At 57.0% G+C, this 26,886-nt stretch carries 24 protein-coding genes; 14 read left to right on the top strand and 10 right to left on the bottom strand.

The genetic code is table 11. The annotated features are described in order from the left end of the window. The first annotated feature begins 149 nt into the window (after positions 1–149). Positions 150–737 carry a Yip1 family protein gene (locus tag ACW9E7_RS13095; RefSeq protein ID WP_458727892.1) on the top strand — a complete coding sequence of 196 codons (588 nt, stop codon included), beginning with the start codon at positions 150–152 and terminating at the stop codon, positions 735–737. A gap of 167 nt (positions 738–904) precedes the next feature. Next, positions 905–1,828 carry a D-alanyl-D-alanine endopeptidase gene (gene pbpG / locus ACW9E7_RS13090; protein WP_111965977.1) on the top strand — a complete coding sequence of 308 codons (924 nt, stop codon included), beginning with the start codon at positions 905–907 and terminating at the stop codon, positions 1,826–1,828. A 96-nt stretch (positions 1,829–1,924) separates the two neighbouring features. Here the strand turns inward: pbpG and ACW9E7_RS13085 are convergent, their stop codons facing one another. Together ACW9E7_RS13085 and dld are read right to left on the bottom strand one after the other, a co-directional pair. After that, positions 1,925–2,479 (bottom strand): GNAT family N-acetyltransferase, encoded by a 555-nt coding sequence (locus ACW9E7_RS13085; RefSeq protein ID WP_115875833.1) that lies wholly within the window; start codon positions 2,477–2,479, stop codon positions 1,925–1,927. Between the two features lie 112 nt (positions 2,480–2,591). Continuing rightward, complete coding sequence (gene dld / locus ACW9E7_RS13080; RefSeq protein WP_458727891.1) at positions 2,592–4,340, bottom strand: D-lactate dehydrogenase; 1,749 nt, start codon at positions 4,338–4,340, stop codon at positions 2,592–2,594. 189 nt (positions 4,341–4,529) lie between these two features. Here dld and bglX point away from each other — a divergent pair, with 189 nt between their 5' ends. The 5 genes from bglX to ACW9E7_RS13055 all read left to right on the top strand — a co-directional run bounded on the left by bglX (position 4,530) and on the right by ACW9E7_RS13055 (position 10,726). After that, positions 4,530–6,827 carry a beta-glucosidase BglX gene (gene bglX / locus ACW9E7_RS13075; protein WP_248174698.1) on the top strand — a complete coding sequence of 766 codons (2,298 nt, stop codon included), beginning with the start codon at positions 4,530–4,532 and terminating at the stop codon, positions 6,825–6,827. A gap of 147 nt (positions 6,828–6,974) precedes the next feature. Beyond that, positions 6,975–7,892 (top strand): glycine betaine ABC transporter substrate-binding protein OsmF, encoded by a 918-nt coding sequence (osmF, locus tag ACW9E7_RS13070; protein WP_115875831.1) that lies wholly within the window; start codon positions 6,975–6,977, stop codon positions 7,890–7,892. A gap of 12 nt (positions 7,893–7,904) precedes the next feature. Beyond that, the gene (locus ACW9E7_RS13065; protein WP_458727890.1) at positions 7,905–9,062 is read left to right on the top strand and encodes an ABC transporter permease; all 1,158 of its coding nucleotides are present in this window, start codon (positions 7,905–7,907) and stop codon (positions 9,060–9,062) included. Continuing rightward, on the top strand, positions 9,055–10,005 hold the full coding sequence (locus ACW9E7_RS13060; RefSeq protein ID WP_302235104.1) for an ABC transporter ATP-binding protein: 951 nt from the start codon (positions 9,055–9,057) through the stop codon (positions 10,003–10,005). The genes ACW9E7_RS13065 and ACW9E7_RS13060 overlap by 8 nt, the downstream gene beginning before the upstream one ends. Continuing rightward, positions 9,989–10,726: an ABC transporter permease gene (locus ACW9E7_RS13055; RefSeq protein WP_458727889.1), complete on the top strand. Its 738-nt coding sequence runs from the start codon at positions 9,989–9,991 to the stop codon at positions 10,724–10,726. Before ACW9E7_RS13060 ends, ACW9E7_RS13055 begins: the two co-directional genes overlap by 17 nt. Here ACW9E7_RS13055 and ACW9E7_RS13050 read toward each other — a convergent pair. After that, entirely contained in the window at positions 10,701–10,814 is a 114-nt protein-coding gene (locus tag ACW9E7_RS13050; protein ID WP_008500895.1) for a protein YohO, read from the bottom strand. The two genes, ACW9E7_RS13055 and ACW9E7_RS13050, sit on opposite strands and share 26 nt — an antisense overlap. A gap of 69 nt (positions 10,815–10,883) precedes the next feature. Beyond that, positions 10,884–11,624 carry an HTH-type transcriptional regulator MlrA gene (mlrA, locus tag ACW9E7_RS13045; RefSeq protein ID WP_115875827.1) on the bottom strand — a complete coding sequence of 247 codons (741 nt, stop codon included), beginning with the start codon at positions 11,622–11,624 and terminating at the stop codon, positions 10,884–10,886. A gap of 217 nt (positions 11,625–11,841) precedes the next feature. Here mlrA and ACW9E7_RS13040 point away from each other — a divergent pair, with 217 nt between their 5' ends. From ACW9E7_RS13040 to ACW9E7_RS13030, 3 genes are read left to right on the top strand one after another with little or no spacing between them, the layout of a single operon-like run. Beyond that, complete coding sequence (locus ACW9E7_RS13040; RefSeq protein ID WP_274240350.1) at positions 11,842–13,527, top strand: sensor histidine kinase; 1,686 nt, start codon at positions 11,842–11,844, stop codon at positions 13,525–13,527. After that, positions 13,521–14,240, top strand: a complete 720-nt coding sequence (btsR, locus tag ACW9E7_RS13035) for a two-component system response regulator BtsR (protein ID WP_045908659.1) — start codon at positions 13,521–13,523, stop codon at positions 14,238–14,240. Before ACW9E7_RS13040 ends, btsR begins: the two co-directional genes overlap by 7 nt. A 46-nt stretch (positions 14,241–14,286) precedes the next feature. Beyond that, a complete protein-coding gene (locus ACW9E7_RS13030) occupies positions 14,287–14,757 on the top strand; it encodes a YehS family protein (RefSeq protein WP_271368655.1) in 471 nt (156 codons plus the stop codon). Positions 14,758–14,788: 31 nt separating this feature from the next. On the opposite strand, the gene metG is transcribed toward ACW9E7_RS13030, so the two are convergent. Further along, the gene (metG, locus tag ACW9E7_RS13025) at positions 14,789–16,822 is read right to left on the bottom strand and encodes a methionine--tRNA ligase (RefSeq protein ID WP_458727888.1); all 2,034 of its coding nucleotides are present in this window, start codon (positions 16,820–16,822) and stop codon (positions 14,789–14,791) included. 137 nt (positions 16,823–16,959) lie between these two features. Between metG and apbC the strand changes: the two genes are divergently transcribed. Beyond that, a complete protein-coding gene (gene apbC, locus ACW9E7_RS13020) occupies positions 16,960–18,069 on the top strand; it encodes an iron-sulfur cluster carrier protein ApbC (RefSeq protein WP_127731658.1) in 1,110 nt (369 codons plus the stop codon). 92 nt (positions 18,070–18,161) lie between these two features. Here apbC and ACW9E7_RS13015 read toward each other — a convergent pair whose 3' ends face one another. Both ACW9E7_RS13015 and ACW9E7_RS13010 read right to left on the bottom strand, forming a co-directional pair. Then, the gene (locus ACW9E7_RS13015) at positions 18,162–18,617 is read right to left on the bottom strand and encodes a GNAT family N-acetyltransferase (protein WP_136195419.1); all 456 of its coding nucleotides are present in this window, start codon (positions 18,615–18,617) and stop codon (positions 18,162–18,164) included. Continuing rightward, positions 18,592–18,915, bottom strand: a complete 324-nt coding sequence (locus ACW9E7_RS13010) for an RcnB family protein (RefSeq protein ID WP_048992494.1) — start codon at positions 18,913–18,915, stop codon at positions 18,592–18,594. Before ACW9E7_RS13010 ends, ACW9E7_RS13015 begins: the two co-directional genes overlap by 26 nt. Before the next feature lie 251 nt (positions 18,916–19,166). Here ACW9E7_RS13010 and ACW9E7_RS13005 point away from each other — a divergent pair, with 251 nt between their 5' ends. Beyond that, positions 19,167–19,682, top strand: a complete 516-nt coding sequence (locus ACW9E7_RS13005; RefSeq protein ID WP_458727887.1) for a protein disulfide oxidoreductase — start codon at positions 19,167–19,169, stop codon at positions 19,680–19,682. A gap of 36 nt (positions 19,683–19,718) precedes the next feature. Here ACW9E7_RS13005 and ACW9E7_RS13000 read toward each other — a convergent pair whose 3' ends face one another. The 3 genes from ACW9E7_RS13000 to ACW9E7_RS12990 all read right to left on the bottom strand — a co-directional run bounded on the left by ACW9E7_RS13000 (position 19,719) and on the right by ACW9E7_RS12990 (position 23,920). Continuing rightward, positions 19,719–21,185 (bottom strand): pyridoxal phosphate-dependent decarboxylase family protein, encoded by a 1,467-nt coding sequence (locus ACW9E7_RS13000; RefSeq protein WP_126330746.1) that lies wholly within the window; start codon positions 21,183–21,185, stop codon positions 19,719–19,721. A gap of 18 nt (positions 21,186–21,203) precedes the next feature. After that, positions 21,204–22,580 carry a diaminobutyrate--2-oxoglutarate transaminase gene (locus tag ACW9E7_RS12995; protein WP_014884533.1) on the bottom strand — a complete coding sequence of 459 codons (1,377 nt, stop codon included), beginning with the start codon at positions 22,578–22,580 and terminating at the stop codon, positions 21,204–21,206. Positions 22,581–22,912: 332 nt separating this feature from the next. After that, a complete protein-coding gene (locus ACW9E7_RS12990; RefSeq protein ID WP_136195417.1) occupies positions 22,913–23,920 on the bottom strand; it encodes a LacI family DNA-binding transcriptional regulator in 1,008 nt (335 codons plus the stop codon). Positions 23,921–24,158: 238 nt separating this feature from the next. Between ACW9E7_RS12990 and ACW9E7_RS12985 the strand changes: the two genes are divergently transcribed. Further along, positions 24,159–25,400 (top strand): MFS transporter, encoded by a 1,242-nt coding sequence (locus ACW9E7_RS12985; protein ID WP_119312181.1) that lies wholly within the window; start codon positions 24,159–24,161, stop codon positions 25,398–25,400. Between the two features lie 15 nt (positions 25,401–25,415). Continuing rightward, positions 25,416–26,849, top strand: a complete 1,434-nt coding sequence (locus ACW9E7_RS12980; protein WP_458727886.1) for a glycoside hydrolase family 32 protein — start codon at positions 25,416–25,418, stop codon at positions 26,847–26,849. Positions 26,850–26,886 lie beyond the last annotated feature (37 nt).

Below are 26,886 nucleotides of genomic sequence, written 5' to 3'. Positions count from 1 at the left end.
TGTTATCTCCCTCAGCGTACCTCGTTTAATCATATACCCCATGAATCAACAGCGGGGAAATCAACGGAAATTTCCCACTGTACATAAAATAATCTAGAGCCTGCATTATACTTAAGGTATCGCTGACGGGCCGACAACAAGGGGGCGCTATGAACCATGTCTGGGGACTTTTCTCCCATCCCGATCGTGAAATGCATGTCATTAAAAGTGAGAACGAAACGGTCTCGCATCATTACACGCACCATGTGCTGCTGATGGCTGCGGTACCGGTAATATGCGCTTTTATCGGAACAACACAAATCGGCTGGAACTTCGGTGACGGCACCGTAGTTCAGCTTTCCTGGTTTACCGGGCTTTATCTGGCCATCGTTTTTTATGGCCTGATGCTGGCGGGTGTGGCGGTTATGGGGCACGTCATACACTGGATGGCGCGTAACTATCCGCAGCGTCCATCGCTGGCGCACTGTATGGTCTTTGCCGGATATGTCGCGACCCCGCTGTTCTTAAGCGGTATTGTTGCGCTCTATCCACTGGTCTGGCTGTGCGCGCTGATCGGTACCATTGCCCTCTTTTACACCGGGTATCTGCTGTATCTGGGGGTTCCAACCTTCCTGAATATCAATAAAGAAGAAGGCCTGAGTTTTTCCAGTTCAACACTCGCCATTGGGGTGCTGGTGCTGGAGGCGCTACTGGCGCTGACGGTTATTCTTTGGGGTTACGGATACCGTCTCTTCTGAGTTCACTGCATTGCTGGCGTAAATGCCAGCAATGCAGCATCTGTTCACGATTATCCGCTGGCGACAACGCCCGGTGACCGCTATGATGCCGAAGCCAGCCTGTGTTTATCCGTTGATACAGGCGGTGTACGTCATGACGTGCGTGAATAATTATCAGAAGTCTCACCATGCAGAAATTCCGAGTCTCTTTACTTAGCCTGGCGCTGCTGCTGGGCGCGTCCGCTGCCGTGCCGGCCGTCGCCAAAACGCCCGCGGTGAGCGCCGCCGCTGCTCAACCGCAAATTGCGTCCGGCAGCGCGATGATTGTCGATCTCAACACCAATAAGGTGATTTACGCCAGCCATCCGGACCTGGTGCGCCCGATCGCCTCAATTACCAAATTAATGACCGCGATGGTGGTGCTTGATGCACATCTGCCGCTGGACGAAAAGCTAAAAGTAGATATCAGCCACACGCCGGAGATGAAAGGGATCTACTCTCGCGTGCGGCTGAACAGTGAAATCAGCCGTAAAAATATGCTGCTGCTGGCGCTAATGTCGTCTGAAAACCGCGCGGCGGCGAGCCTGGCGCACCACTATCCGGGCGGCTACGACGCCTTTATCCGCGCGATGAACGCAAAAGCCAAAGCGCTGGGGATGAACAATACGCACTACGTTGAACCGACGGGGCTGTCGATCAACAACGTCTCCACGGCGCGCGATCTGACGAAACTGCTGATTGCCAGTAAACAGTATCCGCTGATTGGTCAGCTCAGTACCACCCGTGAAGAGATGGCGACCTTTGCGAACCCGGCCTATACGCTGCCGTTCCGCAACACTAACCATCTGGTTTACCGCGATAACTGGAATATTCAGCTAACGAAAACCGGCTTTACCAACGCGGCAGGACACTGTCTGGTGATGCGCACCGTGTTTAACGGTAAGCCGGTGGCGCTGGTGGTGATGGATGCCTTCGGCAAATATACCCACTTCGCGGACGCGAGCCGCCTGCGTACCTGGATTGAAACCGGAAAAGTGCAGCCTGTACCGGCCGCGGCATTGACGTATAAAAAGCAGAAAGCCGAGCAGATGGCGACGGCGCAGAACGATTAGGTAAAAGAAAAACGGTAACGCATGTTACCGTTTTTTATGTTTTCTCCCTCTCCCTGTGGGAGAGGGCCGGGGTGAGGGCACCAGACCGCACTGCGTTTATTCCGGCAGCGTCCAGTCACCATCGTTGAGCGGGCGCTGCATAATCACCGTATCCCGCCAGTCGCCTTTCTTATACCCCACGCTGCGCAGCTGACCGACAATCTCGAAGCCGTGCTTTTTATGCAGCCGCAACGAGCCGGCATTATTATTGCCATCTCCCACCACGGCAATCATCTGCCGCCACGGCCCTTGCTCGCAGCGTTCAATCAACGCATCCATCAGTGCCGAGCCAAAACCGCGCCCGGTAATGCTGGCATCAACGTATATCGACTCTTCCAGGGTATAACGGTAGGCGTGCCGTGGACGGTAAGGCGTGGCGTAGCAGTAGCCCACCACGATGCCGCGATACAGCGCGATAAGCCACGGTAAACCGTGCTCAGCCACGCTTTTCATACGATGTCGCATTTCGTCGATGGTGGGGGGGACTTCTTCAAACGACGCGCGCCCGTGAAGCACATGCCAGGCATAGATGGCGGCAATAGCATGCACATCATCGGGAAGGGCGTCGCGCACTTCCAGTTCGGTCTCGGATAAAACATCAACAGCCGACATGATGTGCCTGCTCCTCGTTATAGAAAGCCGGAGAAACGTTTCTCCGGCGATAAGCAGTTACTCTATTACGATTAAGGAGCGCTTAACAATCTCTCAAATTTGGCTGTAGGAATTAATCAGGCGTTTGCGTTATGCGCTGCTCCGCGTCTGCGCTCTCTTTCCAGTATTTCTTCCGCGTTGTTTTACCAATGCCGGGATTCATGCTGTTTGTAGGGTCATTCTCGCGATAAAACTGCTTAAGTGCGTCAGGGGCTTCATAAAGATGTCCGACGTTATGTTCCGCAGGATATTGTGCGCCGCGTTCACGCAGAAGGGCGAGCATCTGCTCCTTCAGTTCGTGTGCGTCGACCCCTTTTTTGACAATGTAATCCTGATGGAAGACATAACACATAAAGTGGCCGTAATAGAGCTTGTGCACCAGCTTGCTGTCGATTTCCGGCGGGAGATGCTCGAACCAGTCGCTGTCGTTACGTCGCAGGGCGATATCCAGCGCCAGAATATCTTCCACTTCTTCGGAATGCACCGCCTGGTAACGGATGGCTGCGCCTGCGGCGGCAAAACGGTGCAGGAAGGCTTTGCTGCCCTCTTCAGGCGTACAGGCAAAGAAATCCCCTTCGGCGGTTTTGAAGTATTCGGTCAGCCAGGACTGCGCTTCGGCAATCCCGTCCCCGGCCATTTTCAGCAGCAGGTGATGTTCATACTTGTCGCGCCAGGTTTTCATTCTCTCCGGTAAATGCGCCGGGAAAACGTTGCCCAGCTTCTGCATAAAGCGGTCGGTGAAGTGGGGTTTAAACAGCGACACTTTTTCCAGCATCGCATCGGTGCGGCCCTTCATGGTGAAGAAGAACGGCATTTTGTCGGTGCCGAGCTTGTCGATCATCAGGAAGGTATCTTTGCCGTAACGTTCGGCGATGTCGTAAATGTCCCGGTGCATGTACTCGCCCGCCACCGGAAGATTGCTGAATTCGCCCAGAATATGACGGCGGATTTCCGTCAGAACCTCAGGCTGATTGGTACCGATGTAAAATACCTGCTGCTTTTTCTCTGCCGGGAAGGTATCCAGACGCACAGCAAAAACGGCAAGCTTCCCGGCGCAGCCGGAGGATTCAAACAGGCGGTCCGGGTCGGCGTTGTAGCGCGCCGGCGTATCGGCGTCGATATCCCGGACGCGGGTAACGTAGTCGTGATCGTGCGCATGACGGCCGTCGTGCTGCACGTCTTCGTCCTTCACGCGATCGTCGTCAAGCTTGCTGAGGATCTGTTCTGGCGTCACGCCGAGATCGATTCCCAGATGGTTCACCAGCGTCAGCTTGCCGTTTTCGTCAATACGGGCAAACAGCGACATCTCGGTATACGCCGGGCCGCGCTGCACCAGCGAGCCGCCGGAGTTATTGCAGATCCCGCCGACCACCGAGGCGCCAATGCAGGAGGAGCCAATCACCGAGTGCGGTTCGCGGCCCAGCGGCTTAAGCGCTTTTTCGAGGGAGTAAAGCGTGGTGCCGGGAAACGCGAGCACCTGCTCGCCCTTGTCCAGCAGGTGCAGCTTGTCGAGACGCAGGGTACTGATAATCACGATGTCACGATCGTAATCGTTGCCGTTCGGCGTGGAGCCTTCGGTCAGGCCGGTGTTGGCCGCCTGCATTAAAATAATCTTGTCGGCCGCGACGCAGGCGCTCAGCACGCGCCACAGTTCCAGCAGCGTGCCGGGGAAAACCACCGCCAGCGCCTCGCCCTGACCGGAGCGGAAGCCCTTGCGGTAGCGGGCGGTTTTAGCCGGGTCGGTAAGCAGGTGAGAGGAGCCAACCAGGCGCGACAGTTCGTTAATAAATGCTTTGTTATCGTCAGTTCGAACAGAAGACATCTTCCACTCCTTGTGGTGGGGCAAATTTCTCGCTGTAAAGCATAGCGCGATTAACTGTTAAGCGGTCGAGTATTCACGAGAAAAATCAGAGAATAACCCTGCAACGTTCAGAGGGTTTGTGGCACACTGCGCTTTTCGCACGGTATGGCCGAGATCGTCCGGCGGTTATTGATGAGAGAGTAAAACGACATGAAATGGCTATGTTCTGTAGGTGTCGCCGTCAGCCTGGCGCTGCAACCTGCGCTGGCAGAGGATTTGTTTGGCAATCACCCGCTCACGCCTGAAGCGCGGGATGCGTTTGTCACGGAATTGCTCAAGAAAATGACGGTCGATGAGAAAATCGGCCAGCTGCGTCTGATCAGCGTCGGCCCGGATAACCCGAAAGAGGCCATCCGCGAGATGATCAAAGACGGGCAGGTAGGGGCCATCTTTAATACCGTCACCCGCCAGGATATCCGCAAGATGCAGGATCAGGTGATGGATCTCAGCCGCCTGAAGATTCCGCTGTTCTTCGCCTATGACGTGGTGCACGGCCAGCGTACCGTCTTCCCGATTAGCCTCGGCTTAGCGTCTTCCTTTAACCTCGATGCGGTGAAAACCGTCGGGCGCGTGTCTGCTTATGAAGCGGCGGACGACGGCCTGAACATGACCTGGGCGCCCATGGTGGACGTCTCGCGCGATCCGCGCTGGGGCCGCGGCTCGGAAGGCTTTGGTGAAGATACGTACTTAACCTCCACGATGGGTAAAACCATGGTGGAAGCGATGCAGGGTAAAAGCCCGGCGGACCGCTACTCGGTGATGACCAGTGTCAAACACTTTGCGGCCTATGGCGCGGTTGAAGGTGGGAAAGAGTACAACACCGTCGACATGAGCCCGCAGCGCCTGTTCAACGACTACATGCCGCCGTACAAGGCAGGGCTTGATGCGGGCAGCGGCGCGGTGATGGTAGCGTTGAACTCGCTGAACGGCACGCCTGCGACGTCCGATTCCTGGCTGCTGAAAGACGTGCTGCGCGACCAGTGGGGCTTTAAGGGCATCACCGTATCCGACCACGGCGCGATTAAAGAGCTGATCAAACACGGCACCGCCTCCGATCCGGAAGACGCGGTGCGAGTCGCGCTCAAGTCCGGCATCAACATGAGCATGAGCGACGAGTACTACAGCAAATACCTGCCGGGGCTGGTGAAGAGCGGCAAGGTAACGATGGCGGAGCTGGACGATGCAGCGCGCCACGTGCTGAACGTGAAATACGACATGGGGCTGTTTAACGATCCGTACAGCCACCTGGGCCCGAAAGACTCTGACCCGGCAGATACCAACGCTGAAAGCCGCCTGCACCGCAAAGAAGCGCGTGACGTGGCGCGCGAAAGCCTGGTGCTGCTGAAAAACCGCCTCGACACGCTGCCGCTGAAAAAATCCGGCACCATTGCCGTGGTGGGCCCGCTGGCCGACAGCAAGCGCGACGTGATGGGCAGCTGGTCTGCCGCGGGCGTGGCTGACCAGTCCGTGACCGTGCTGACCGGTATCAAGAGTGCCGTCGGTGAAAACGCCAAAGTGGTCTATGCCAAAGGGGCGAACGTCACCAACGATAAAGACATCGTGACCTTCCTCAACCAGTACGAGGAAGCGGTGAAGGTCGATCCGCGCACGCCGAAGGAGATGATTGACGAGGCGGTGAACGCCGCGAAGCAGTCTGACGTCGTGGTCGCGGTCGTGGGGGAAGCGCAGGGTATGGCGCACGAAGCCTCCAGCCGTACCGATATCACGATTCCACAGAGCCAGCGCGATCTGATCGCTGCTCTGAAAGCGACCGGCAAGCCGCTGGTGCTGGTGCTGATGAACGGTCGCCCGCTGGCGCTGGTGAAAGAAGACCAGCAGGCTGACGCCATTCTGGAAACGTGGTTCGCCGGTACCGAAGGCGGTAACGCCATCGCCGACGTGCTGTTTGGGGATTACAACCCGTCGGGCAAGCTGCCGATGTCCTTCCCGCGCTCCGTCGGGCAGATCCCGGTTTACTACAGCCACCTGAACACCGGTCGTCCGTACAATGCCGACAAGCCGAACAAGTACACGTCTCGTTACTTCGACGAAGCTAACGGCCCGCTGTATCCGTTTGGTTACGGCCTGAGCTACACCACCTTCAAGGTCTCTGACGTGAAAATGTCGGCGCCGACCCTGAAGCGTGACGGCAACGTTACCGCCAGCGTCGAGGTAACCAACACCGGCAAGCGCGAAGGGGCTACGGTGATTCAGATGTACGTGCAGGATGTTACCGCGTCGATGAGCCGTCCGGTGAAGCAGCTGCGCGGCTTCGAGAAGGTCAACCTCAAGCCAGGGGAAACCAAAACCATCAGCTTCCCGATCGACGTGGATGCGCTGAAGTTCTGGAACCAGCAGATGAAATATGATGCGGAACCGGGCAAATTTAACGTCTTTATCGGCGTGGACTCCGCCCGCGTGAATAAAGGCGAGTTCGAGCTGCTGTAACCTTTCCCTCCTTTGCCTCCCCCCGTCCTGCGGGGGAGGCGTCTTACCTTATGCTAAAAAGGCATTTTGACGGTTAATTCCGCCGTTTTAAGCTACGCTTTTCTCTCAAGCCTCTGAAAAAGGCAGCAAAAAAATGAGGATAGCGGAATGACGATTGCAAAGGGGATGTTGGGATCTGCGGTGTTACTGGCGGCGCTGAGCCTGCCGTTACAGGCGGCGGAGCCGGTAAAAGTGGGCTCAAAGATCGATACCGAAGGCGCGCTGCTCGGCAATATTATTTTGCAGGTGCTGGAAAGTCACGGCGTGAAAACGGTCAATAAAGTCCAGCTCGGCACCACGCCCGTCGTGCGCGGCGCGATTACATCCGGCGAGCTGGATATCTACCCGGAATACACCGGCAACGGCGCATTCTTCTTCAAAGATGAAAACGATCCTGCCTGGAAAAACGCCAAGGCCGGGTATGAGAAAGTCAAAAAACTCGACGCGGAACAGAACAAGCTGGTCTGGCTGACCCCGGCACCGGCCAACAACACCTGGACTATCGCCGTGCGCAAGGACGTGGCGGAGAAAGGGAAGCTGACTTCTCTGGCGGATCTCAGCCGCTACCTGAAAGAGAAGGGCGACTTTAAGCTGGCTGCGTCCGCGGAGTTTATCGAGCGTCCCGACGCGCTTCCTGCGTTCGAAAAAGCCTACGACTTCAAGCTCGACCAGGCTCAGCTGCTCTCGCTGGCGGGCGGGGACACGGCGGTAACCATCAAAGCGGCGGCGCAGCAAACCTCCGGCGTTAACGCGGCAATGGCCTACGGCACCGACGGCCCGGTGGCGGCGCTCGGCCTGCAAACCCTGACCGATCCTAAAGGCGTACAGCCGATTTACGCTCCGACCCCGGTGGTGCGTGAGGCGGTGCTGAAAGCCTATCCGGAGATTGCCGAATGGCTCAAACCGGTTTTCGAAAAGCTGGATGAAAAAACGCTGCAGCAGCTGAATGCCAGCATTGCCGTCGAGGGGCTGGATGCCAAAAAAGTGGCCGCCGACTTCCTGAAACAACAAGGGCTTGTGAAGTAACGGGAAAGGGCTGTGCCAATAAAATGTCATAACCGCGTCCTGCTGCTGCTGGCCTGCGTGGCTATCGCGGCGGTCGCGTTACCGTTTGTCAACGTTGCCCCAAACCGCCTGATGTCGGGGGAGGGCAAAGCGCTCTGGCAGGTCTGGTCGTTTACGCCGGGGTGGCTGGTGGCGTCGCTGAGCGCGTGGGTGATCCTGTCGATCTGGCAGGGACGCCCGGCGCAGTGGCTGACGCTGCTCCTCTCTGAAGGGCTCTTCATCGTGCTGTTCTGGAGCGCCGGACTGGCGGCGACGCATATGGCGTCGGCGGAAAGTCCGCTGGCGAGAACCACTATCGGCAGCGGCCTGTGGCTGTGGCTGGCGCTGTGTCTGCTGGCCAGCAGCGATGCCATTCGTCGACTCATCGCCAGCGCGGTCTGGCGATGGGTGCTCAATGCGCAGATATGGTGTATTCCTTTACTCCTGCTGTTCAGCGGGGAACTGAACAACCTCTCGCTGCTAAAAGAGTACGCTAACCGTCAGGAGGTGTTTGATGATGCGCTCGCGCAGCACCTGACGATCCTCTTCGGTACGCTCGTTCCGGCGCTTCTGGTTGGGATCCCCCTTGGCATGTGGTGCTATCGCCATCCTTCACGCCAGGGTGGGGTTTTTGCCGTGCTCAACGTTATCCAGACCATTCCATCCGTTGCGCTGTTTGGCCTGCTGATTGCGCCGCTGGCCGGGTTGGTGAAGTCATTCCCGGTGCTCGGAACGCTCGGTGTCGCCGGGACGGGGTTAATGCCCGCGCTTATCGCGCTGGTGCTGTATGCGCTGCTTCCGCTGGTGCGCGGCGTGGTCGCGGGCTTAGGTCAGGTCGCACCTGACGTGCTGGAAAGCGCCCATGCGATGGGAATGAGCGCGCGGCAGTGTTTCTGGAAGATTCAGCTCCCGCTGGCGCTGCCCCTGCTGCTGCGCAGCCTGCGTGTGGTGGCGGTTCAAACCGTCGGCATGGCGGTGATTGCGGCGCTGATTGGCGCGGGTGGCTTTGGCGCGCTGGTGTTCCAGGGGCTGCTGAGCAGCGCTCTGGATCTGGTGCTATTGGGCGTGGTGCCCACGATTGCGCTGGCGGTGGTCGTCGACGCATTGTTTGCCTTATGGCTCGCGCTGCTCGGGAGAAGAGCCAATGATTGAATTTCATGATGTCAGTAAAACCTTTGCCGGTCGCCCGGCGGCGAGCCATCTGAACCTGAACTTTGCCGAGGGGGCGTTCTCCGTGCTGATTGGCACCTCGGGCTCGGGAAAATCCACCACGCTGAAGATGATCAACCGTCTGGTTGAGCATGACAGCGGGCTGATTCGCTTTGCCGGAGAAGAGATCCGCAGCCTGCCGGTGCTGGAGCTGCGCCGTCGGATGGGCTATGCCATTCAGTCTATTGGCCTGTTTCCGCACTGGACGGTGGCGCAGAACATCGCCACCGTGCTGCAGCTGGAGAAGTGGTCGCGGGCGAAAATCGCTGACCGGGTGGATGAACTGATGTCCCTGCTGGGGTTAGAGCCTGCGCTGCGCGATCGCTATCCGCACCAGCTTTCCGGCGGGCAGCAGCAGCGCGTGGGCGTGGCGCGCGCGCTGGCGGCCAACCCGCAGGTACTGCTGATGGATGAACCCTTCGGCGCGCTGGATCCGGTCACGCGCGGGGCGCTGCAGGCGGAGATGACCCGCATTCACCGCATTCTCGGACGCACGATCGTTCTCGTGACGCACGATATTGATGAAGCCCTGCGTCTGGCCGACCATCTGGTGCTGATGGATCATGGCGAAGTGGTGCAGCAGGGCTCGCCGCTTGAGCTGTTAACCTGGCCGAAGAACGACTTTGTGCGCGAGTTTTTTGGCCGCAGCGAGCTGGGCGTCAGGCTGCTCTCCCTGCGGACGGTTAGCGACTATATGCGCCGGGAAGAGGTGCCGGTGAGCGGCGAACCGCTGCAGGCGCAGATGAGCCTGCGGGATGCCCTCTCCGCGTTTGTCGCGCGCCAGTGCGAGGTATTGCCCGTCTCGGACTCCGGCGGGACGCCGTGCGGAACCTTACATTTTCGCGATCTGCTGGCCGGGGAGGTGACGCGTGAAGGCTCTGCGTGATCCGCTCCTCTGGCTGGTAGCGCTCTTTGCCGCCTTGCTGTTTCTGATGCCCCACAGCGCGGCGCTGTTTAACAGCCTCTTTCCCGGGCTGCCGCGGCCGGTGTATCAGCAGGAGAGCTTTATTAATCTCGCCCTGGCGCATCTCTGGCTGGTGGCGCTCTCAAGCGCTGTCGCGATCGTGCTGGGCGTGGGGGCGGGCATCGCGGTCACGCGGCCTGCGGGCCGGGAGTTTCGCCCGCTGGTGGAGACGATTGCGGCCATTGGTCAGACGTTTCCCCCGGTGGCGGTGCTGGCGATAGCGGTTCCGGTGATGGGCTTTGGTCAGCAGCCCGCCATCATTGCGCTGATTCTATACGGCGTATTGCCGGTGCTGCAGGGCACGCTGGCGGGCCTCGCGGCGGTACCGGCGGCAGTGCTGAGCGTGGCAGAAGGGATGGGGATGAGTCGCGGCCAGCGGCTGCGCAAGGTTGAACTGCCGCTTGCGGCGCCGGTTATTATTGCCGGGATCCGCACGTCGGTCATCGTTAACATCGGGACGGCGACCATTGCGTCGACGGTCGGTGCCAATACGCTGGGAACGCCGATCATTATCGGCCTGAGCGGGTTTAATACGGCTTATATTGTGCAGGGTGCGGTGCTGGTCGCGCTGGCGGCCATCGTCGTCGATCGCCTTTTTGAGCGGCTGGCGCTGTACCTCAGCCGACACCGCCGCGAACAATAAACGAGTACCCTGCCAGCATTACGCCGCCGATACCGCTCACGGCCATCAGGACAAAAAGGGTAATAATGGCCAGTTTGGTTGCCTTCATCATGTGCTCCTGTTGTTAACGGAACAATTATACGGTGAAGCGCAGCTGTTAATGAACCATTAAATGCCGTTATGGCTCATCCGGCCCAAGGGAATAAACCGGGTAACCATTTTCTCGCCATTCCATCAGAAGCTGCTGCTGCGTGGCGGACGGCACTTCGCCACACCAGACCAGCAGGGTCTGGCCGTCGAAAAACTCAGGCTTAAGCTGAGCCAGCGAGTGCGCCAGAACATCCACGCGCCAGCCCTTCTGGGTAGCAATCCACGCTTCCAGCCACAGGCGGGTGGTATCGTGCACGTTCCAGCCCACTACCAGCGCATCTTTTCCGGCTTTGTTCTTCGCTGAGGCAAGGCAGACGGCAATATAGTTGATCAGCACCCCGTCGAGCATGCTGAGCAGCGCCTGCAGGGTGGACTGCTGGCACTGCAGGCGTCGACGGAGCGGGATGAAAAGATGGGAGATCAGCGTCTGTGCCGGATAGTCGCGGCCCTGCTCTTTTATCCATGCGCGCAGGCGCTGAAGATTGCCCGCCTGCAGGAGCCGCAGCAGGGTTTCCTGCTGTTCGCGCCAGAGGTGCTGCGTGTCCGGGTCGTCGTGGCTCAGCAGAGACTTCACTTTGCCGACCTGCACCCCGTTGTCGATCCAGCTCTTAATCTCGCGGATGCGGTCAATATCGGCCTCATTGAAAAGGCGATGCCCGCCGTCGGTCCTTTGCGGTTTGAGCAATCCATACCGTCGCTGCCACGCCCGTAGGGTAACGGGATTGATATCACAAAGGAGTGCCACTTCACCTATCGTGTAAAACGCCATATTCGCCCCCTGGCTTACGCGTTCCCAGCTTAACTGTAGACCCACTTTTGCGAACCAGGAAGGACTGATTGATTTTTGAACAAACAATGCGAAGCATGCACGATATTCAGAAAAAGGTGTGATAACGGACACGATTTTGTGCTTTTTTGGAATGCTTCAAAGAAAGTAACCCCGCATCAGTGTATGTTACGCGTTTTTAGCGTGTGCGGTTTTGAGTATGTACGAGTTTAATCTGGTGCTGCTGTTGCTTCAGCAGATGTGCGTGTTTCTTGTCATTGCCTGGCTGATGAGCAAAACGCGCCTGTTTATCCCGCTGATGCAGGTCACCGTTCGTCTGCCGCATAAGTTGCTCTGCTACGTCACCTTCTCTATTTTCTGCATCATGGGGACTTATTTTGGTCTCCATATCGAAGACTCTATTGCCAACACGCGCGCGATTGGCGCGGTGATGGGGGGGCTGCTGGGCGGTCCCGTCGTCGGTGGCCTTGTCGGTTTAACCGGGGGGCTGCATCGCTATTCCATGGGCGGGATGACGGCCCTGAGCTGCATGATCTCCACGATCGTGGAAGGGCTGCTCGGCGGCCTGGTGCACAGCTATATGATTAAGCGCGGCCGTCCGGATAAAGTCTTCAGCCCGCTCACCGCAGGTGCCATTACCTTTGTGGCCGAAATGGCGCAGATGGCGATCATTCTGCTCATTGCGCGTCCGTTTGAAGATGCGCTGCACCTGGTCAACAGCATTGCCGCCCCGATGATGGTGACTAACACCGTGGGTGCGGCGCTGTTTATGCGCATTCTGCTCGACAAGCGCGCTATGTTTGAGAAGTACACCTCGGCGTTTTCCGCCACGGCGCTGAAGGTCGCCGCCTCGACCGAAGGGATCCTGCGCCAGGGGTTTAACGAAGAAAACAGCATGAAGGTCGCGCAGGTGCTCTACAAGGAGCTGGATATCGGCGCGGTGGCCATAACCGACCGCGAGCGGCTGCTGGCCTTTACCGGCACAGGGGACGATCACCATCTGCCTGGTAAACCGATCTCCTCAGCCTATACGCTGCGCGCCATCGAAACCGGCGAAGTGGTGTATGCCGACGGTAACGAAGTGCCTTATCGCTGTTCGCTGCATCCGCAGTGCAAGCTGGGCTCCACGCTGGTGATTCCGCTGCGCGGGGAAAATCAGCGGGTGATGGGGACTATCAAGCTGTATGAGGCAAAAAACCGTCTTTTCAGCTCGATCAACCGCACGCTGGGGGAGGGGATAGCCCAGCTGCTGTCCGCACAAATCCTCGCCGGACAGTATGAGCGGCAGAAAGCCCTGCTGACGCAGTCTGAAATTAAGCTGCTGCATGCCCAGGTCAACCCGCATTTCCTGTTTAATGCCCTCAACACGCTCAAAGCGGTGATCCGCCGCGACAGCGATCAGGCCGCGCAGCTGGTGCAGTTTCTGTCGACCTTTTTCCGCAAGAATCTGAAGCGGCCGTCTGAGATCGTGACCCTCGCCGACGAGATTGAGCACGTGAACGCCTATCTGCAGATTGAGCAGGCGCGTTTCCAGTCGCGCCTGCAGGTGACGCTCTCCGTGCCGGACGAGCTGGCGTATCAGCACCTCCCGGCTTTTACCCTGCAGCCTATTGTCGAAAACGCCATTAAGCACGGCACGTCACAGCTTCTGGGTACAGGGGAAATAACCATTGCCGCCAGCCGTTTCAACCATCACCTGGTGCTGGATATTGAAGATAATGCCGGACTTTATCAGCCTTCCGCCTCCGGCGGTTTAGGGATGAGCCTGGTGGATAAACGCCTGCGTGCCCATTTTGGCGATGACTGTGGCATAACCGTCGCCTGCGAGCCCGACCGATTTACCCGTATTACCGTACGACTGCCGCTGGAGGAGAACGCATGTTAAGAGTGCTGATTGTGGATGATGAGCCGCTGGCACGGGAAAACCTGCGCGTTCTGCTGCAGGAGCAACCGGATATTGAGATTGTGGGTGAGTGCGCCAACGCCATTGAGGCCATCGGCGCGGTGCACAAGCTGCGCCCGGACGTGCTGTTCCTTGATATTCAGATGCCCCGCATCAGCGGCCTGGAGATGGTCGGCATGCTCGACCCGGAACATCGTCCCTACATCGTGTTTCTGACGGCGTTCGACGAATATGCCGTTAAGGCCTTTGAGGAGCACGCGTTTGACTATCTACTCAAGCCGATCGAAGAGAAGCGCCTTGAAAAAACGCTCACCCGTTTACGCCAGGAGAGAACCGCACAGGACGTCACGCTGCTGCCGGAGAACCAGCAGCCGCTGAAGTTTATCCCCTGCACCGGGCACAGCCGGATCTATCTTCTGCAGATGGATGATGTGGCGTTCGTCAGCAGCCGCCTGAGCGGGGTGTTTGTCACCAGCGCGGAAGGGAACGAAGGATTTACCGAGCTGACCCTTCGCACGCTCGAGAGCCGCACGCCGCTGATCCGCTGCCACCGCCAGTATCTGGTGAACATGGCGCACCTGAAGGAGATCCGCCTGGAAGATAACGGCCAGGCCGAACTGGTGCTGCGTGCCGGGCAAACGGTACCCGTCAGCCGCCGCTACCTGAAGAGTTTGAAAGAGGCGATTGGGCTGTAAAGCTGGTACACTGCGCGCCATTGCATCATCGACATTCGAAGGCTCTATGCTAAGTAACGATATTCTTCGTAGCCTGCGCTACACCCTGAAAGCGAACAATAACGACATGGTGCGCATTCTTGCGCTGTCCGACATGGAATCCACGTCTGCGGGTTTTGACACGTGGATGACCAAAGAAGACGAAGAGGGCTTTGTCCGCTGCCCTGATATCATTCTGTCGGGTTTCCTGAACGGCCTGATTTACGATAAGCGTGGCAAAGATCCTGCCGCGCCAGAGCTGGCGCTGGAGCGTCGCGTGAACAATAACACGGTGCTGAAAAAGCTGCGTATCGCGTTCTCGCTGAAAACGGACGATATCGTGGCGATCATGACCGAGCAAAAATTCCGCGTATCCGTGCCGGAAGTCACCGCCATGATGCGCGCGCCGGATCATAAAAACTACCGCGAGTGCGGCGACCAGTTCCTGCGTAATTTCCTGCGCGGGCTGACCCACCGGGTGCATCATCCTAAACCATAAAAAAAGCCGGAGATTATCTCCGGCTTTTTTGTTATTTCACCTGCTGGCCAGGCTTCGCGCCTTCGTCAGGGCTTAACAGGAAGATATCTTTCCCGCCAGGGCCTGCAGCCATCACCATCCCCTCAGAGATGCCGAAGCGCATTTTGCGCGGCGCCAGGTTCGCCACCATCACGGTCTGACGACCGATCAGCACCTGCGGGTCCGGGTAGGCTGAACGGATGCCGGAGAAGACGTTACGCTTCTCGCCGCCCAGATCCAGCGTCAGGCGCAGCAGCTTGTCAGAGCCTTCCACGAACTCCGCGTTCTCAATCAGCGCCACGCGCAGGTCGACTTTAGCGAAATCGTCGAAGGTAATGGTTTCCTGAATCGGATCGTCTGCCAGCGGGCCGGTGACCGGTGCCGCAGCCGCTTTAACCTCTTCTTTAGACGCTTCCACCAGGGCTTCAACCTGCTTCATCTCGATGCGGTTGTACAGCGCTTTAAAGGTGTTCACCTTGTGGCCGAGCAGCGGCTGCTGGATGGCATCCCAGGTCAGTTCGGTGTTCAGGAATGCTTCGGCACGGGCCGCCAGCTGTGGCAGAACCGGCTTCAGGTACGTCATCAGCACGCGGAACAGGTTGATGCCCATAGAGCAGATCGCCTGCAGATCGGCATCGCGACCTTCCTGTTTAGCGACAACCCACGGTGCCTGCTCGTCCACATAGCGGTTTGCCAGGTCGGCCAGCGCCATGATTTCGCGCACGGCTTTACCGAACTCACGAGTTTCCCACGCGTCGCCAATGGTAGCTGCCGCGTCGGTAAAGGTTTTGTACAGGGCAGGGTCAGCCAGTTCAGCCGCCATCAGGCCGTCAAAGCGTTTGGCGATAAAGCCCGCGTTACGGGAGGCCAGGTTCACCACCTTGTTGACGATGTCCGCGTTCACGCGCTGCACGAAATCTTCCAGGTTCAGGTCGATATCGTCGATGCGGGAAGAGAGCTTCGCGGTGTAGTAGTAGCGCAGGCTGTCCGCATCGAAGTGGTTCAGCCAGGTGCTGGCTTTGATGAACGTACCGCGGGACTTGGACATCTTCGCGCCGTTCACCGTCACGTAGCCGTGTACGAACAGGTTGGTTGGCTTGCGGAAGTTGCTGCCTTCCAGCATGGCCGGCCAGAACAGGCTGTGGAAGTAAACGATGTCTTTACCGATGAAGTGGTACAGCTCTGCCGTGGAATCTTTCTTCCAGTATTCGTCGAAGCTCACGGTGTCGCCACGCTTGTCACACAGGTTCTTGAAGGAGCCCATGTAGCCGATTGGCGCATCCAGCCAGACGTAGAAGTATTTGCCCGGCGCGTTCGGGATTTCAAAGCCGAAGTACGGCGCATCGCGGGAGATATCCCACTGCTGCAGGCCGGATTCGAACCACTCCTGCATTTTGTTCGCCACCTGCTCCTGCAGCGCGCCGCTGCGGGTCCACGCCTGCAGCATTTCGCTGAAGGACGGCAGGTCGAAGAAGAAATGCTCGGAGTCACGCATGACAGGCGTGGCACCAGAAACCACGGATTTCGGCTCGATAAGCTCGGTCGGGCTGTAGGTTGCGCCGCACACTTCGCAGTTATCGCCGTACTGGTCCGGGGATTTACATTTCGGACAGGTGCCTTTGACGAAACGGTCCGGCAGGAACATGCCTTTTTCCGGATCGTACAGCTGAGAGATGGTGCGGTTTTTGATAAAACCATTCTCTTTCAGACGGGTGTAGATCAGCTCCGACAGCTCGCGGTTTTCGTCGCTGTGCGTGGAGTGATAGTTGTCATAGCTGATGTCAAAGCCAGCAAAATCAGTCTGATGCTCCTGACTCATTTCGGCAATCATCTGCTCCGGGGAGATCCCCAGCTGCTGCGCTTTCAGCATGATCGGCGTGCCGTGGGCATCGTCCGCACAGATGAAATTAACCTCGTGGCCGCGCATTCGCTGGTAACGGACCCAGACATCAGCCTGGATATGCTCCAGCATGTGGCCGAGGTGGATTGAGCCGTTGGCGTACGGCAGTGCGCACGTTACCAGAATTTTCTTCGCGACTTGAGTCATAGTAGGCATTACTTCTTTTAACTGTGAAAAGGGTTTTCGATATTACCAAAAGGGGCATTATTAAGTAAGCACAAACCACGGCCTTTCAGGTAAACTTGTTCATCTAAGGTCTTATTCACAAGAACAAAGGAGTCGGGATGAGTTCTCAATCCCAGGCCAAATCACCGGAAGCCTTACGAGCAATGGTCGCCGGGACGCTGGCTAACTTTCAGCATCCAACCCTGAAGCACAATCTCACTACGCTGAAAGCGTTACACCACGTTGCCTGGCTGGACGATACCCTGCACATTGAACTGCAGATGCCGTTCGTCTGGACCAGCGCCTTTGACGCACTGAAAGAGCAGACCAGCTCTGAGCTGCTGCGCATTACCGGCGCGAAGGCGATTGACTGGAAGCTGAGCCACAGCATCGCCACGCTGAAGCGCGTGAAAAACCAGCCTGGCGTGAACGGCGTGAAAAATATCATTGCCGTCAGCTCGGGTAAGGGTGGGGTAGGGAAATCCTCTACCGCCGTTAACCTGGCGCTCGCGCTGGCGGCGGAAGGGGCAAAGGTCGGCATTCTGGATGCGGATATCTACGGTCCGTCTATTCCGAACATGCTGGGTGCGGAAAACCAGCGTCCAACCTCGCCGGACGGCACCCACATGGCGCCAATCATGGCTCACGGTCTGGCGACCAACTCCATCGGTTATCTGGTGACTGACGATAACGCCATGGTCTGGCGCGGCCCGATGGCCAGCAAAGCGCTGCTGCAGATGCTGCAGGAGACGATGTGGCCGGATCTGGATTATCTGGTACTGGATATGCCGCCGGGCACCGGTGACATTCAGCTGACGCTGGCGCAAAACATTCCGGTCACGGGGGCCGTTGTGGTGACGACGCCGCAGGATATCGCGCTGATCGACGCCAAAAAAGGCATCGTAATGTTCGAGAAGGTGGAAGTGCCGGTGCTCGGTATCGTTGAGAACATGAGCATGCACATCTGCAGCAACTGCGGTCACCACGAACCTATCTTCGGTACCGGTGGCGCAGAAAAACTGGCCGCGAAGTATCACACCCAACTGCTTGGGCAGATGCCGCTGCACATTACCCTGCGTGAAGATTTGGACAGCGGAAAACCGACGGTCGTCAGCCGTCCGGACAGCGAATTTGCAGATATGTATCGCCAGCTGGCGGGACGCGTTGCGGCGCAGCTTTACTGGCAGGGCGAAGTGATCCCGGGCGAAATCGCGTTCCGCGCGGTGTAATTCCCCAGCGCTGGATTGCCGGGTGGCGGCTTCGCCTTACCCGGCCTACGAAATACGGTTTTGTAGGTCAGGTAAGCGAAGCGCCACCTGACTTACTCTAGCCGATAATGCATCAGATAGTACTCTCCGTCCGGAGAATCACCCGTCGCCTCAATGTGCCAGCCGTGCCGCTGGTAAAACGCAATAGCCCGCGCATTCTTCACCAGACACTTAAGCGAACCCGTACTGGTAAACGTTTTCTGCACGTGTTCAAGCAACTCATGCCCGACGCCCATGCTCTGATACTGCGGATCTACAAACAGGTTGTGCAGGAAATTATCGTTCGTCCAGACGGAAGCAAAACCCAGGCGATGGCCGTTCTGCGTGGCAACCCAAATCACTTCGTCACGCGTTACCGCGTCAAAGTCTTCAAGCTGCCAGTCTGAACCGTCCAGCCATGGCCAGGCTTCACGCCGGGCGTGGAGGAAAAGCGTGCGCAGGAAAGGGCGATCGCTTTCCTGCCAGGGGCGAATCAGGATGGTATTAGCGGTGATAGAAAATATCTCCATTGTAGGCTTTGTAGATTTTGCCGTCCGCATCGCCGATCAGCACATAGTTCTCGCCCATGTAGGTCCAGTGGGTTCCGGCATCCGGAGCCGGCAGGTTACGCAGCTGGTACTGTTTGATGGTGTACTCCGGCGTTTGATACTGCGCCGGCGCCGTGTCGCCAATTTTGAATTTCGTGAAGTCAGCGATGAACTCTTGTTCTTCATAGGCCTTGATGCCGGATGCCGCTTGTGGTGCTGCATTCGCCGCGCTTGCCAGAGACATCACGACACCCAGAAGCAGCCATTTACACTTAGCCATTTTTTCTCCAGTTGAACGGTTTTTAAGTTTGATTTTGCCTGTCAACAATACGGCAACCTGCCTATTTTAAATATCAGACTATGGCTTGTTCGAAAAAAAATGTAACAAAAATGAACCTACCTGATAACCGTTTTCCGTTTGGTAAGCCTCATCGATGAAATGATCTTTACCAGCAAACAGACGCGACACTTCTTTACAGCATAGTGGTGTAATGCCCGCTAAGATGACCTCCGTTAAAACACGAGGTCACAATGGACAACCGCAAAAACAATCGACTGCGCCGCTGGGCGCGGGAAGGGATAATATTCGTTCTGCTGACGCTGGCCGTAGTGTGGGGTGTGGATCAATATCGAAAACCGATACTCCCCGCCAGTTTTAGCGCAACACCGATGCAGAGCATCGACGGCAACATTCATGATATCGCGGCGCTCAGCCAGGAGCGCCCGCTGCTGATTTACGTCTGGGCGACATGGTGCAGCATATGCCGTTATACGACGCCCTCGGTTAATCAACTGGCAGAAGAGGGCGGGAACGTGGTGAGTATCGCCATGCGCTCTGGTGACAATGCAAAGCTTGCGCGCTGGGTTGAAAAGAAACAGCTGAAAATGCCGGTGATTAACGATGCAAACGGTGCTTTGTCGCAGCAATGGCAGGTGAGCGTCACGCCAACGCTGGTGGTTGTGTCGAAGGGGAACGTGGTGAGTACCACAACGGGCTGGACGAGCTACTGGGGATTAAAATTAAGGATGTGGTGGGCAGGGCTGTAAAAATAACCCCTCTCCCGGCGGAAGAGGGGTGTTGTATTACTTAGCCAGAACTTCCTGCGCGGTGCGCTCAACCAGAGACAGCAGGATTTTGATATCTTCCAGCGTCACGGTTGGGTTCAGCAGCGTCAGCTTCAGGCAGGTCACGCCGTTATGCTCGGTCACACCGACGTTCGCACGGCCGGATTCCAGCAGCGCGTCACCAATTTTCTGGTTCAGCAGGGCGATGCCAGCGTCATCCATCTGCACCTGACCGCGGAAGCGGAACAGAACGCTTGCCAGCTGCGGCTGCATAACCAGTTCCAGCGCAGGCTGCGCTTTCACGTAGGCCGCAACCTGCTGTGCCAGGGTCACGCCGTGATCGATGATCGCCGCGTATTGCTCCTGACCCAGCGCTTCCAGGCTCATCCACAGCTTCAGCGCGTCAAAACGACGGGTGGTCTGCAGAGATTTGGACACCAGATTAGGCACACCCGCTTCTTCGTCGAACTCAGAGTTCAGGTAGGCCGCCTGATAGCGCATCAGCTCATAGTGACGCGCTTCTTTCAGCAGGAACGCGCCGCAGCTGATGGTCTGGAAGAACTGTTTGTGGAAGTCCAGGGTCACTGAATCCACCAGCTCAATGCCATCAAGGTAGTGACGATACTGCTCGGACATCAGCAGCGCGCCGCCCCAGGCTGCATCAACGTGTACCCAGATGTTCTGCTTCGCGGCCAGTTCTGCAATCGCGCGCAGCGGGTCGATAGCACCGGCATCGGTGGTACCTGCCGTCGCGACGATCGCCAGAATCTGCTCGCCGTTCGCATTGCACTGTTCAATTTTCGCCGCCAGATCGGTCAGATCCATGCGGGAGAATTCGTCCGTTTTCACCTGCACCACGGACTGGTAGCCCAGGCCCATCAGTGCCATGTTTTTCTGCACGGAGAAGTGCGCGTTCTCGGAGCACAGCACGCGAATTTTGCGCAGATCTCCCACCAGACCGTCCTGCTGAACGGAGTGACCCTGACGCGCGAAGAACGCATCGCGAGCCAGCATCAGGCCCATCAGGTTGCTCTGGGTACCGCCGCTGGTGAAGACACCTGCGTCGCCGGCCTGATAACCCACGCGGGTACGCAGCCACTCGATCAGCTTGATCTCAATAATGGTTGCGGACGGGCTTTGATCCCAGGAGTCCATACTCTGGTTAGTGGCGTTGATCAGCACTTCCGCCGCCTGGCTTACCACCAGGCTTGGGCAGTGCAGGTGCGCCACACACTGCGGGTGATGAACGGACAGGCTGTCTTTCAGGAAGAACTCCACGGCGCGTTCAATCGCCGCTTCGTTGCCCAGCCCTTTCGGGTTGAAATCCAGCTTAATACGGTCGCGCAGTTCTGCGACCGTTTTGCCCTGGTACATCTCAGGCTGTTTCAGCCACTGCATCACAGCCTGAGTGCTTTGTTCGATCGCCTGCTGATAAGCTTCAATGCTCTGCGCAGAGGAGAACAAAATTGGGTTTGAATCAGACATCGTAATCAATAACTCCGGTTACGCCGGGCGAACGCCCGCAGCAAGCAGTGCCTGCTCAAATTTATCCAGGAAGATTTTCAGCTCTTCGTCGCTGATCAGCAGAGACGGCAGCAGACGCAGAACGATACCGTTACGGCCACCGCGCTCCAGAATCAGACCGGCTTCGAAGCACTTCTTCTGAATCAGTGCAGACAGCTCGCCGTCGCCCGGGAAGCAGCCCATGTGGTCAGCGGCTTCGTGTGGCTTAACGATCTCAATACCGATCATCATGCCCAGGCCGCGCACGTGGCCGATAACAGGATAGCGTTTCGCCATCTCTTTCAGCTGGCCTTTCAGCCATTCGCCCTGTGCAGCCACTTTGCCTGCGATGTTCTGGTCTTTCAGGATTTTCAGCGTCGTCAGACCGGTTGCCATCGCCAGCTGGTTGCCGCGGAAGGTACCGGTGTGGTGACCTGGCGCCCATGCGTCGAACTGCTTTTTGATACCGAGCACGGCCAGCGGCAGACCGCCACCTACGGCTTTAGACATCACGATAATGTCTGGCTCAATGCCCGCGTGTTCGAAGGCGAAGAATTTACCGGTACGGGCAAAGCCAGCCTGAACTTCGTCGAGGATCAGCAGAATGCCGTGTTCCTGAGTCACTTTACGGATGCGCTGCAGCCACTCAGCCGGAGCCGGGTTCACGCCGCCTTCGCCCTGAACGGCTTCCAGAATCACCGCAGCAGGTTTACGCACGCCGCTTTCAACGTCGTTGATCAGGTTATCGAAGTAGTAAGTCAGCGCTTTCACGCCCGCTTCACCACCGATACCCAGCGGGCAACGGTACTCGTGCGGGTAAGGCATGAACTGTACTTCTGGCATCATACCGTCAACCGCTTCTTTTGGAGACAGGTTGCCGGTCACGGACAGCGCGCCGTGGGTCATACCGTGGTAACCACCAGAGAAGCTGATGATACCGCTACGACCGGTCACTTTTTTCGCCAGCTTCAGCGCCGCTTCAACGGCGTCAGCACCGGATGGACCGGTGAACTGCAGGCAGTACTCTTTGCCCTGACCAGGCAGCAGAGAGAGCAGGTATTCAGAAAACGCGTCTTTCAGAGGCGTAGTCAGATCCAGGGTATGTAACGGCAAGCCGCTGGTAATGACATTTTGGATGCTTTTCAGCACATCAGGATGGTTATGGCCAAGCGCAAGGGTCCCCGCGCCTGCTAAACAGTCAAGGTATTCTTTATTATCTGCATCGGTGATCCACACGCCTTCTGCTTTAGTGATGGCTAAAGGCAGTTTGCGCGGATAACTCCTGACGTTAGATTCAAACTCGGCCTGACGGGCCAGATAGGTTTCGTTGCTTTTGTGGGCATCTACGGTGTCAATACGGACTTTATCCGTCATCATATCACTCCTACAACCGCCGCTTCGTTATGAGCCACGATTGAATAAAAAGTTAAAAAACAGATGGGGGCCTGAAAAAAACGCCGCCAATATAGAGCCTTTTGCCACGGGGCTCAATGGTTAATTTGTTTACTGTTTTGTGACAAGCGGCTGTGGGGAGAAAATATCCCCATTTTTAAAAAGAAAATTGCATTTTATGCCAAATAAAAACAGCGCGTTACGGCCCGTTTACCCGGCGTGTAAAGACACAGAAAAGAGTGTGACAAAACGTGCCATCGAACGGCAAAAAAGAGGGGGACGCTCCCTGTTTTTGGGTCATGGGCAAAAAAGCAGGCTTACGTTACATGCGCAACAGAATCACGCAGTAAAAATGGACTTTCTACGCGTGTGGTTTCCAGATGCTCTTCACCGTTAATAATATGCAAGGCGCTCAGGCGACCAATTTCATAGTGCGGCAGTTGAACCGTCGTGAGTGGCGGCAGGAACAACTCTCCAATGCCCACCATATTGTCATAGCCGATAACGGCGACATCTTCCGGTATGCGAAGCCCTTGCCCCAGCAGCGTCTGATACACCATAAACGCGATACGATCGTTGCCGCAGATAACCGCGTCGAATCGGGGAATGCCATTCAGGATGTGAGCCAGCAATACTGACGGAATGTCGCGATAGTGCTCATCGCCGGGTGCCATATAGCTGTGCGCCAGGCCGTCCGGATCGAGCCCCGCTTCACGGCATGCACGCTCCAGCCCCTGACGACGACGGGTTGTGGCCAGATGCCCCGCAGGCAAATGCAGGCAGAGAGGGCGTCGATAACCCTGCGCGAGTAACGCCCGCACGGCGGTATATTGCCCCTGTTCATCATCGGGAATATAGCTGGCAACCTTTTCGCCGTCACTTTCGCAGTTGGCCAGCACGCAGGGAAGGGTGAGGAGTTTAGCCGGGAGAGGAACCTGACGTAGCCCCATGGTGGTGTAGATAATTCCGTCAGGCCGATGAGAGAGAAGAAGGTCGACAATGGCGTCCGGGTTGTCATCGGTAAACATATTCATCACGAAGCTGTTCCAGCCGTGCATTCTGGCCGTCTCTTCAATTGACAGCGTGATCTCCACCGAAAAAGGTGTCGTCACCGTATCGAGCGCCAGTACGCCTATGGTTTTAGGCGAGGCATGCGCGCCGCGAATTTTCTTGGCGGACAGGTCAGGAACGTAGCTGGTCTGCTCGATAGCCAGCTGAACGCGCGCCAGCGTTTCAGGTTTAAGGCGCTCCGGGCTGTTCAGCGCGCGGGAGACCGTCATCAGCGATACGTTAGCCAGCTTTGCGACGTCCTTCAGGGAAGCCATTGTCTTACTCCGTTAATGCTCTGCGGGAAAGGGTATACAACTAAGTCGCTGATGTAAAAGAAAGGCTGATGCCCAGGCCGGGTCATGTTTACCTCAGTGATGAATATTTGATCGCGATCTCATTCTCTTAATGTTAACGTTAACTTTCGTGATTAACATCTTAAATTTCAGCCAAACAGCATGAGAAAACGTAAATGTTAACGTTACCATTGCGTCATTACTCCAACATGAGAATGTCATGATGAAAACGCATCACTCTCACAGCTACCCTTTATTAAGCGCATTACTGTTTTTCTTTTTTGTCACGTGGTCATCTTCCGGCTCGTTGCTCTCTATCTGGCTTCACCAGGAGGTGGGGTTAAAGGCAGGGGATACGGGGGTCATCTATGCCGTGCTGTCCGTCTCCGCGCTGTGCGCGCAAATCTGCTACGGCTTCATTCAGGACAAACTCGGCCTGCGAAAAAACCTGCTCTGGTTTCTGACCAGCCTGCTCATACTTTCCGGTCCGGCCTTCCTGCTGTTTGGTTATCTGCTGCAGATTAACGTGTTACTCGGCAGTATTTTCGGCGGGATTTATATTGGGCTGACGTTTAACGGCGGGATTGGTGTACTGGAATCCTATACCGAGCGCGTGGCCCGCCAGAGCCAGTTTGAGTTCGGCAAGGCGAGGATGTGGGGATCGCTGGGCTGGGCGGCGGCAACCTTTTTTGCGGGGCTCCTGTTTAACATTAACCCGAAGCTGAACTTTGCTGTCGCGAGCTGCGCCGGGCTGGTGTTTTTTGTTTTGCTGGCGCGCCTAAGAGTCTCTTCGGCCCCGCACGCCATGCAGGAGGCGGTATCCGGCGGTAAGGTCACGCTGGAAGATGCCTTGCGCCTGCTGACGCTACCGCGGTTCTGGGCGCTGGTGTTTTTTGTTATCGGCACCTGTATTTATGGCGTCTACGACCAGCAGTTCCCGGTCTATTTCTCCTCACAGTTCCCGACGCTGCAGGAAGGAAACGCCATGTACGGCTATCTCAACTCCTTCCAGGTTTTCCTTGAGGCGGCGGGCATGTTTTGCGCCCCGTGGCTGGTGAATCGCCTCGGTGCGAAAAACGGCCTGATTTTCGCCGGAATGGTGATGGCGATGCGTATGGTGGCATCGGGTCTGGTTGAGGGACCGGTGTTGATCTCCATTACCAAGCTATTGCACGCGGTTGAGCTGCCCGTTTTGCTGGTCTCCATCTTTAAATACAACAGCCTGCATTTTGATAAGCGACTCTCTTCCACCCTCTATCTGGTGGGCTTTGCCTGTACAAGCTCGGTGATTGCCTCGGTGCTGTCGCCGCTGGCAGGTTACAGCTATGAGAAATACGGCTTTGCCCAGTCCTATCTCATCATGGGGCTACTGGTCTTCAGCACCACGTTTATCTCCATCTTCCTGTTGCGCTCGGGTAAGTCCTCTTCTGACCCGCTCATGCCGCAACCTTCCACCATCTGATCAAAGAGTAGAGAAATGACGTATTCCATTACGAAAGCAGAACAGGAACTTCAGTCCAGGCGCGAAGGGCTTAATCTGCGCTGGTATCCCCGTTACCACCTCGCCGCGCGCGCTGGCTGGATGAACGACCCGAATGGCCTGGTCTGGTTTGACGGCTGGTATCACGCCTTTTATCAACACCATCCGTATTCGACCCAGTGGGGGCCGATGCACTGGGGCCATGCGCGCAGCAAGGATTTAGTTCACTGGGAGCACCTTCCTGTTGCGCTGGCACCGGAAGGACCTGACGACAAGGACGGCTGTTTTTCTGGCTCGGCGGTGGTGGATGGCGACACTCTGGCGCTGATCTACACCGGCCACAAATTCCACGGCGATCCTGGCGATGAGGCTAATCTCTACCAGGTTCAGTGCCTGGCAACCAGCCGTGACGGCATCCAGTTTGTGCGGCACGGGACAGTCATTAATACACCGCCCGGGCTGCATCACTTCCGCGATCCGAAGGTATGGCGTGAAGGGGCGTGGTGGTACATGGTCGTTGGTGCGCGGGAGGGTGATATGGGCCAGGTACGTGTTTATCGCTCTGCCGATCTGCGCGAGTGGCAGGACAGGGGCGTGCTCGCGGTGGCTGAAAAAGAGATGGGTTATATGTGGGAATGTCCGGACTTTTTTACCCTCAACGGTAAACGCGTGCTGATGTTCTCACCTCAGGGACTCACCGCAGACGGATTTAATCATCGCAATCTTTTCCAGAGCGGCTACCTGGTAGGTGAATGGCAGCCTGGTCAGCCCTTTGTGCCTGAAGGTGAGTTTGTGGAGATGGATCGCGGGCATGATTTCTATGCGCCGCAAAGTTTCCTGACTCCTGACGGCCGCCGCATTGTTATCGGCTGGCTGGACATGTGGGAATCGCCCCTGCCGGAACAGCAGGATGGCTGGGCGGGTATGCTTTCTTTACCGCGCGAGCTGACGCTGAGTGCGGATAACCATCTGCAAATGCGGCCAGCCAGAGAAGTTGAAGCCCTGCGCGGGGCGTGGTTCCCCTGGCCGATAAGTACACTTAATAACCAGCAGATGACGCTGGTGGAACACTGCGATGCGATGGAGGTCATTCTGCAATGGGATTGCACGAATAGCAGCGCGGAGCAATACGGCATTCGTCTCGGCGACGGCCTACGCCTCTATGTTGATGCCCAGATGCAGCGCCTGGTGCTGGAGCGACACTATCCACAGTATGGCCTGTGCGGTACCCGAAGCGTCGCGCTTAACCTGAACGGCGCGCTCAGCCTGCGCCTCTTCTTTGACTGCTCTTCGGTGGAAGTGTTTGTTAACGAAGGTGAGGCGTGCCTCAGCAGCCGTATTTATCCTGATGCCGAATGCCGCGAGCTGGCGTTATTTGCCTGGACGGGAGGAGCATCGCTTATTCATGGCGGGGCGTGGCAGTTAGAGTAAATCTGTATTTAGTCATGAGCTAAAATAAAGCCCCATA

The organism is Enterobacter sp. H2G27, from assembly GCF_054403075.1.
The sequence above is the reverse complement of the archived record's forward strand: the minus strand, read 5'-3'. Positions and strand labels throughout refer to the sequence as shown.